The organism is Myxococcus sp. AB025B, from assembly GCF_006518215.1.
In the GTDB taxonomy this organism is placed as follows: domain Bacteria; phylum Myxococcota; class Myxococcia; order Myxococcales; family Myxococcaceae; genus Myxococcus; species Myxococcus fulvus.
The window spans coordinates 1-7,253 of sequence record NZ_SRLW01000403.1; the positions used below are offsets into that span (position 1 = coordinate 1).

A 7,253-nucleotide genomic window follows, 5' to 3' on the forward strand; every position below is an offset into this window, starting at 1 on the left:
GGGTGGGCTAGCGTGCCGGGGGCATGCGGAGGCTCTCCCAGGTCGAGGATACGCTGCGGCTCAGGTTGGCCGGGTGGCGCGCGCAGGTCGGCGAGTGGCTCAACCGCGTCCGCGCCGTCGGCGTGGTGTGCTGGCTGGGGATGGCGCTCCAGCTCGAGTGGCGCGTGCCGCCGTCGGTGCTCGTCGCCTACCTGGTGCTGGCCGTGGCGCTGTGGGCCGGCGCGCGCAGGTGGCCCTCGTTGGGACGCCGCCCGGCGCTCGGGCTCGCGTTCCTGGACATGCCCGCCATCTTCGTCCTCCAGTCGCTGGCCATCGGCGCGGTGGACAACGACAACGCGGTGCCGATTTCACTGCTGACGTTGGGCGTGTACATCGTGCTGGTGGTGCTCGTGTCGCTGGTGACGCTCTCGCCCGTCATCGTCGTGCTGGCCACCGCGCTCGCCATCGGCCTGGAGGCCGCGCTGGTTTTCCAGGCGGGCCTCGCGTGGGAGGCGTTCCTGCCGGGGCTGGTGCTGGTGCTGTCCTTGGGCGCGGCGGCCGCGTCCTTCATCGGCCGGCAGGTGCTGGGGCTGGTGACGCAGGTGGCGCGCGAGGAGATGCGCCTGGAGCGGCTGGGGCGCTACTTCTCGCCGGAGGTGGCGCGGCAGATTGCGCAGCACGGCTCCGAGGCCGGGGGCGGTGAGCACCGCGAGGTGACGCTGCTGTTCTCCGACATCCGCGGCTTCACCTCCATGTCCGAGCGCATGGAGAGCCCCCAGGTGGTGGCGCTGCTCAACGAGTACCTGTCGCGCATGGTGGACGTGGTGTTCCGCCACGGCGGGACGCTCGACAAGTTCATCGGCGACGGCATCCTCGCGTACTTCGGCGCGCCGCTGGATTTGCCCGGGCACCCGCGCTCCGCGGTGGCGTGTGGACTGGCGATGCTGGAGGCGCTGGAGGCGCTCAACGCCGAGCGCGTCGCGCGCGGAGAGGAACCGCTGCGCATCGGCATCGGCATCCACACCGGGCGCGTGGTGGTGGGGGACGTGGGCAGCGCGCAGCGGCGCGAGTACACGGTGATTGGCGACGCGGTGAACCTGGCCAGCCGCATCGAGGGCCTGACGAAGAAGGTCGGCGTGCCCATGCTGGTGTCGGAGGCCACGTGCCGCGCGTGCGAGGCGGACCCCTCGCTGTCGTTCGAGCCGGCCACGACGCTGCCCGTCGCGGGCAAGACGGAGCCGGTGGCGACGTTCGTCCCGGGACGGCGGGCGCTGCGCGAGGTGGGCTGAGAAAGCGCGAGGGCCGCGAGGGGAGCGACACGGCTCCTCCCACGGCCCCCGGTGTCTACAAGGGACGGCTCAGTACGCCTTGGAGAACACGATGCGGCCCGGCGAGTCCTCACCGGTGACGATGCACTTGCCCGGCTCCTGCTTGAGGGCGAAGGGCCGGTTGCGCGTGGTCAGGCCGGTCTCCTCCTTGATGCGCGCCTCCACCTTGGGGTCCAGGTTCCAGTGGGCGAGCAGGAAGCCCGCGTCCGCCTTCTCCTTCATCTCCTCGTAGGAGTTGACCTCGAAGGTGTGCGCCTCGCGGAAGTCCTTGGCCTTCTGGAACAGGTCCTTCTGCATGGCGTCCAGCATGGACTGGGCCTTGGCGGCGGCCTCGCCGAGCGGGATGAACTCCTTCACCTTCAGGTCGCGGCGCACCATGACGCAGGTGCCCTTGGCCAGGTCCTTGGGCCCAATTTCGATGCGCACGCAGGTGCCGGTGAGCTCGTGCTCGAAGTACTTGAAGCCCGGGCCCTTGCTGTCGTCGTCGTCCACCACGACGCCCAGGCCCGCCTTGCGCAGGTCGGCGGCGAGTCCGTGGCTCTTCTCCAGGACCTGGGCCTTCTCCGCGTCGGTGGCCTTGCCGAAGATGGGGATGATGACGACGTGGTTGGCGGCGAGCCTCGGCGGGACGATGAGGCCCGAGTCATCCGAGTGGGTCATGATGAGGCCGCCGATGAGGCGCGTGGACACGCCCCAGGACGTCTGCCAGACGAAGTGCTCGCGGCCGTCGCGGCCCTGGAACTTGGTGTCGAAGGCCTTGGCGAAGTTCTGGCCCAGGTTGTGGCTGGTGCCGGCCTGCAGGGCCTTCTTGTCCTGCATCATGGCTTCGATGCTGTAGGTGCGCAGGGCGCCGGCGAAGCGCTCGGACTCGGACTTGCGGCCCGTCATGACGGGCATGGCCATGTAGTCCTCGGCGAAGGTCCGGTAGACCTCCAGCATCTGGAGGGTCTCCTTCTCCGCGTCCTCCTCGGTCTCATGACAGGTGTGGCCTTCCTGCCAGAGGAACTCGGTGGTGCGCAGGAACAGGCGGGTGCGCATCTCCCAGCGCATGACGTTGGCCCACTGGTTGAGCAGCAGGGGGAGGTCGCGGTAGCTCTGGATCCACTTGGCGAAGCTGCGGTTGATGATGGTCTCGGAGGTGGGCCGGATGACGTAGGGCTCCTCCAGCTTGGCGCCGCCCGCGTGGGTGACGACGGCGAGTTGGGGGTTGAAGCCCTCGACGTGCTCGGCCTCCTTCTTGAGGTAGCTCTCGGGGATGAGCAGCGGGAAGTAGGCGTTCTTGTGGCCCAGGTCCTTGAACATCTTGTCCAGGACGCGCTGCATGTTCTCCCAGATGGCGTAGCCGTTGGGCCGGATGACCATGCAGCCCTTCACGTCCGAGTAGTCGGCGAGCTTCGCCTTCTGGACCACGTCGACGTACCACTCGGAAAAGCCCTTCTCGCGGGGCGTGAGCTTCTCGGCCATGTGCGGAGCACCCTTCTAAAGTCGTGGAAAGAGGACGGTTGCCTACGCTGGGGCCACCCAGAAATCAACGGCCCCGTCGCTCCGGACCTCCCCCGTGTGTCACCCTGACGGGCACGGCCCGCCGGAGGTGAGGGCTCGGCTCCGAAACAGGTCCAGACATTCCGCTCGCTTGATGCATGCTAGGGCGGTGGCTGTCTGTCCGCCGTGGTCGCGCCTGAAGGAGGCTTCGGTGAGCTGGTGGAAGTGGTGTGGTGTGCTCGCCTACCTGCTCATGCTCGGCGCGGCTCCTGGGTGCACTAGCGGACGTCGCTACTATCTCCACTCCGAGCTGCCCAGACGGGATGGCGAGGATGCACTGGCCATCGCTCCAGGTCCCTGGCCCGAGGTTCCGGTCGTCGTGTCCGAGCAGGCTCGCATCCCGGACGACCTCGTGCTTCCCGCCCTTGAGGCCCTATTGGCCCTGCCAGGAGCAGTGGATGCGTGCGATGCGAACAGCGGACGCCCACGTCCAGATGCTTCGGAGTATTGCCTCGCCATCTATCGGACTCCCGAGGACTGGCGGGTGTCCTGGCCCATCCGGAACCTCGTGGGGGCTGCTGCCGCTTGCCTGCCGCCCTTCGGTGGCGTGGCCGACGTCGACTTCGGAAGGGAGTTGCCTGTCTTCGGCTATGCCCACAACCATCCGTGCGGCACGAACATCAGCGGACAGGACTTGTCCGTCTGGCCGTTTGCCAGGACAGAGGATGGGGTCTGGGTGATGGTGGCCTATGGCACCACGCCCGGTGGGGTTCTGGCCCGCGATTCGAACGGACAGTTGATTCCCGCGTGGGGATGGCTCGTGACCGGGTCCCGCGCTGCTCCCCGGTTCTACAAATGGAACAAGGAGGGGGATGTCTTCGCGTGGGATGCTGCTGCTCGTCGCTGGCGGTTCGAGGCCACCTGCCGTCCGCGTCCGACCCACTCGTTCATGCCTCGGGGCGTCCTGCCCGACTGCTCTTCGACGCCGCGTCCATAGAGGTGCTCCATGCCGAAGCCACAGCTCTACCTCCTGCTCGCCGCCTGGATGGCGCAAGGCGGCGCCATCCCTGCGCTGAGTGTGAGCGATGCGGGAGTCTCTCCTCCCGTCGTGCTCGTGCCCCAGGTGGACGCGGGCCCTCGGGACGCGGGGACCCCGGACGGCGTGAGCATCCCCTGGCCCCAGGAGGAACTGTCGCCCCTGGCCACGCTCGATGGCCCCGCCGTCCTCGCCGCGCACGACGTGCTGGAGCAGGTCCTGAAACAACGCTTCGCGAAGGATGCGGGACGCTCCTGTGTCTTCTCGCCCCGTGCCCTCGATGTCCTCATCACCCAGAAGGACGGCTGGTACTTCGTCCGGGTCAACCGGCGCGTGGACAGGTGCCCTGGCTTCGGCCCCGGTGTCTCGCTCGAGACCGACTGGTTCGAGCTGTACGCCGTGTCTCCCGAGGGGCGCGTGGAGCGGTATCCGTATCACCCGTGACCTGCGCCCAGGACAGAACGCCGCACCCTTACGAGGTGTCGGCCGGGACCTCTGATACCGAGTGACTGGAGTCCTCGCGCGGGAGCGAAACCCTCGACGAAACCGTCACGTGGGCCCTCCCGGGCGAGTGCTGGGAAGCGTTGCCGCGTCGCGGTATGAAGGTCTCCCCCTTCCTTCTCGGGTTCCTCAACCTGGAGGCCTCATGCAGTCGTTCCTTCCGTCCCTCAAGGTCGCCGCCGCCCTGGCCGCGTGCCTCGTCTCCGGCTCCGCCTTCGCCTACGCCACGGGCCAGAGCAACTACAGCGGCAAGAGCGGGCAGACCTGCTCCTCCGGCTGCCACTCGCGCTCGGGCACCGCGCCCACGGTGACCATCGAGGGCCCCGCCACGCTCAACCCGGGCCAGACGGGCAGCTACACCCTGGTCATCACCGGCGGCCCCGGCGTGCGCGGTGGCTACAACGTCGCCGTGGACGGCGAGGCCACCCTCACCGCCGGCGGCTCCGACTCCAAGAAGCTCTCCGGCGAGCTCACCCACTCCCAGCCCAAGCCCTTCACCGACGGCTCCGTGCGCTTCGCCTTCAGCGTCGTCGCCCCGTCCACCGGCACCACCCTCACCCTGTTCGGCGCCGGCAACTCCACCAACGGCAACGGCGAGGACACCGGTGACGCGTCCGCTGGCACCCAGCTCAAGGTGAAGGTCGGTGATGGTGGCGGCGACGGCGGCGGCGACGATGACAGCGGTGGCTGCTCCGCCGCCGGCGGCGCGCCCCTGCTCGGCGCGGCGCTGATGCTGCTGGGCGCGCGTCTGCGCCGCCGCGACGAGTAGCCCGCCCGCCTGCCCGTCGGTCAGGCCCCGGAGGGCGGGGCGACAACGGACGACGGCGCGACGTAGCATCGCGCCTTCGCCCCATGCACCTCCGCCTCCTCCCCATGCTGCTCATGCTGGGGCCGCTCGCGTGTGCGACCGGTCCTGGTCTGCCCCCCCCCGAAGTCCCCGTGGCCGCCGTGCACCGCGAGCCCGGGACGCTGCGGGTGATGACCTTCAACATCCAGTCCGGCGCCCGCGGCCTCGACGGCGTGGCCCGCGTCATCCGCGCCTCCGTGCCGGATGTCGTCGCGCTCCAGGAGGTCGACGTCGGCTCGGCCCGCGCTGGCGGCGTGGACCAGGTGGAGGCCCTCGCGCGCCTCACCGGCCTGTCCCACCGCGCGCACTTCCGCACCACGGACCTCCACGGCGGCGCGTACGGCATCGCGCTGTTGTCCCGCTTCCCGCTCGAGGCGCTCGCGCAATACCCGCTGCCCAACCCCCAGGGCGCCGAGCCGCGCACGCTCGCCCACGCGGTGATGAACGTGGATGGCCGCGAGGTGAGCGTCTACCTCACGCACCTCATCCGCCGGCCCTTCAACGCCCGCGCGCGCCTGCGCCAGAGCGCGTTCGTGGCGAACCTGCTCGCCAAGGACACGCGGCCCCACCTGCTCATGGGCGACCTCAACGACGACCCGGACTCGAACCCGCTGCGCCTGCTGCGCCGGCAGATGAAGGACGTCGTCGCCGCCACGGGCGGAGCGCGGGGCACCTACCCCCTGCCCCTGTTCCTGCCCACGCTGCGCATCGACTACGTGCTGGCCTGTGACGCCTTCACGCCCGTGGCCAGCCGCGTGCTGCGCGTGGACGCGTCCGACCACTACCCGGTGGTGGCGGACCTGCGCCTGGACGTGTCCGCGTCCACCGCGGAGGCGGACGCCGCGCTCAGCTCACGTTGAAGCGGTAGAGCACGTCCGGGTCCTTGCGCGTGAAGCCCTTGAGCACCTCGTGCTTCAGGTTCTTCGCGCCCAGGAACGTCAGGCCGCCCGCCGCGAAGCCCATCACCGACAGCTCGAAGTACACGTGCGGCTTGGGCACCTTGAAGATGTGCAGGTCCGTGTAGCCCTGACCCGGCAGCACCTCCATCTCGCCCTCGGTGAAGTAGCCCTTCCAGATGCCGGGCGTGAAGAAGAGGAAGCGGCGGAAGTCACCGGGGCTGAACATCGCCTTGAGCTGCCCCTGGCCCAGCGCGTACTCGGCGGACTTCACGCCGAACTGCCACCACACGCCCTGGTCCCCGCCATAGAAGCGCTGGAGCAATTCCTCGTTGAACCGGAGGAACGCCTCCACCGGGATGCGCGTCACCGGGAGGATGGGCAGGGAGAAGACGGGCTCGCGTTTCTTGATGTCCGCCAGGAAGTCCCGCCACGCCTGCTCACCGTGCGCCTGCACCGTCATCTGCTGTCGTGCCAGGAACGCCACGCCTTTGACTTCCATCCGTGTGCCTCCACTGCTGCCCCGCGCGGGGCCGCGCTCGGGGAGTCCGTCCCGGTCATCTCCGGGAAGGTTAGGGTGCTCGGGCTCGCGCCGCAGGCGCCGCCCGCTCGCTACTCGAGCTGAAGACCACAGTCGGCGCACGCCCCCTCCACCAGGGGCGCGACGGTGCCGCAGGCGGGGCAGGGGGGCTCGCCCTCCTCGGACGCTGGTAGCACGAAGGGCGCGGCGCCCTGCGCCAGCACGCCCTCGCGCTGGATGCTGTCCATCCAGCGCTGCTGGAGCAGCGTGGCCACGCGCACGCCGTCCTCGGGGCGCACCAGCACCTGGAACTTCGGGCTGCAGCCCGGCTTCGCGCACGCCTCGCGGTGCACCAGCGCCGGGACGTCCGCTTCGAGACATGCGTCCACCAGACGTCGCGCGTCCGCCAGCGCCATCTCCGCGCACGGCACCAGCTCCACGTCCGAGAGCGCCTTCGCCACTTCATCCTGGGTCATCACCCGGTGGATTGGAGCCCACGCGCGGGCCCCGCGTCCAGATGCGGCTGGTCATCTCGCACCCGGGGGCCCCTCGACCGGACAGCCGCCGGTCCCCACCCTGCCCGACGCTTCCTCGGAATTTCATGGGCCTGCGCAGGTGGTTTGGGGGCACGACGCGATGCTTCATGGCGGACGGGGCTGGAGGG

General features: G+C 69.7%; 8 protein-coding genes. 5 read left to right on the top strand and 3 right to left on the bottom strand.

All coding sequences use genetic code 11. The annotated features are described in order from the left end of the window. The first annotated feature begins 23 nt into the window (after nucleotides 1–23). Nucleotides 24–1,268, top strand: a complete 1,245-nt coding sequence (locus FL311_RS39055; protein WP_141332733.1) for an adenylate/guanylate cyclase domain-containing protein — start codon at nucleotides 24–26, stop codon at nucleotides 1,266–1,268. Nucleotides 1,269–1,337: 69 nt separating this feature from the next. On the opposite strand, the gene proS is transcribed toward FL311_RS39055, so the two are convergent. After that, nucleotides 1,338–2,771 carry a proline--tRNA ligase gene (gene proS / locus FL311_RS39060; protein WP_141332734.1) on the bottom strand — a complete coding sequence of 478 codons (1,434 nt, stop codon included), beginning with the start codon at nucleotides 2,769–2,771 and terminating at the stop codon, nucleotides 1,338–1,340. 229 nt (nucleotides 2,772–3,000) lie between these two features. Here proS and FL311_RS39065 point away from each other — a divergent pair, with 229 nt between their 5' ends. The 4 genes from FL311_RS39065 (at nucleotide 3,001) to FL311_RS39080 (ending at nucleotide 6,033) form a co-directional block, all read left to right on the top strand. Next, on the top strand, nucleotides 3,001–3,786 hold the full coding sequence (locus FL311_RS39065; protein ID WP_141332735.1) for a hypothetical protein: 786 nt from the start codon (nucleotides 3,001–3,003) through the stop codon (nucleotides 3,784–3,786). A gap of 9 nt (nucleotides 3,787–3,795) precedes the next feature. Beyond that, nucleotides 3,796–4,269 (top strand): hypothetical protein, encoded by a 474-nt coding sequence (locus tag FL311_RS45695; RefSeq protein ID WP_228557377.1) that lies wholly within the window; start codon nucleotides 3,796–3,798, stop codon nucleotides 4,267–4,269. 202 nt (nucleotides 4,270–4,471) lie between these two features. Next, nucleotides 4,472–5,095, top strand: coding sequence for an MXAN_6652 family MXYO-CTERM-anchored protein (locus tag FL311_RS39075; protein ID WP_141332736.1), 624 nt, complete (start codon nucleotides 4,472–4,474; stop codon nucleotides 5,093–5,095). 170 nt (nucleotides 5,096–5,265) lie between these two features. Continuing rightward, entirely contained in the window at nucleotides 5,266–6,033 is a 768-nt protein-coding gene (locus FL311_RS39080; protein WP_228557378.1) for an endonuclease/exonuclease/phosphatase family protein, read from the top strand. Here FL311_RS39080 and FL311_RS39085 read toward each other — a convergent pair. After that, entirely contained in the window at nucleotides 6,020–6,571 is a 552-nt protein-coding gene (locus FL311_RS39085; RefSeq protein ID WP_141332738.1) for a hypothetical protein, read from the bottom strand. The genes FL311_RS39080 and FL311_RS39085 overlap by 14 nt on opposite strands. A gap of 110 nt (nucleotides 6,572–6,681) precedes the next feature. Next, nucleotides 6,682–7,065, bottom strand: a complete 384-nt coding sequence (locus tag FL311_RS39090; protein WP_194869560.1) for a hypothetical protein — start codon at nucleotides 7,063–7,065, stop codon at nucleotides 6,682–6,684. Between the last annotated feature and the right edge of the window lie 188 nt (nucleotides 7,066–7,253).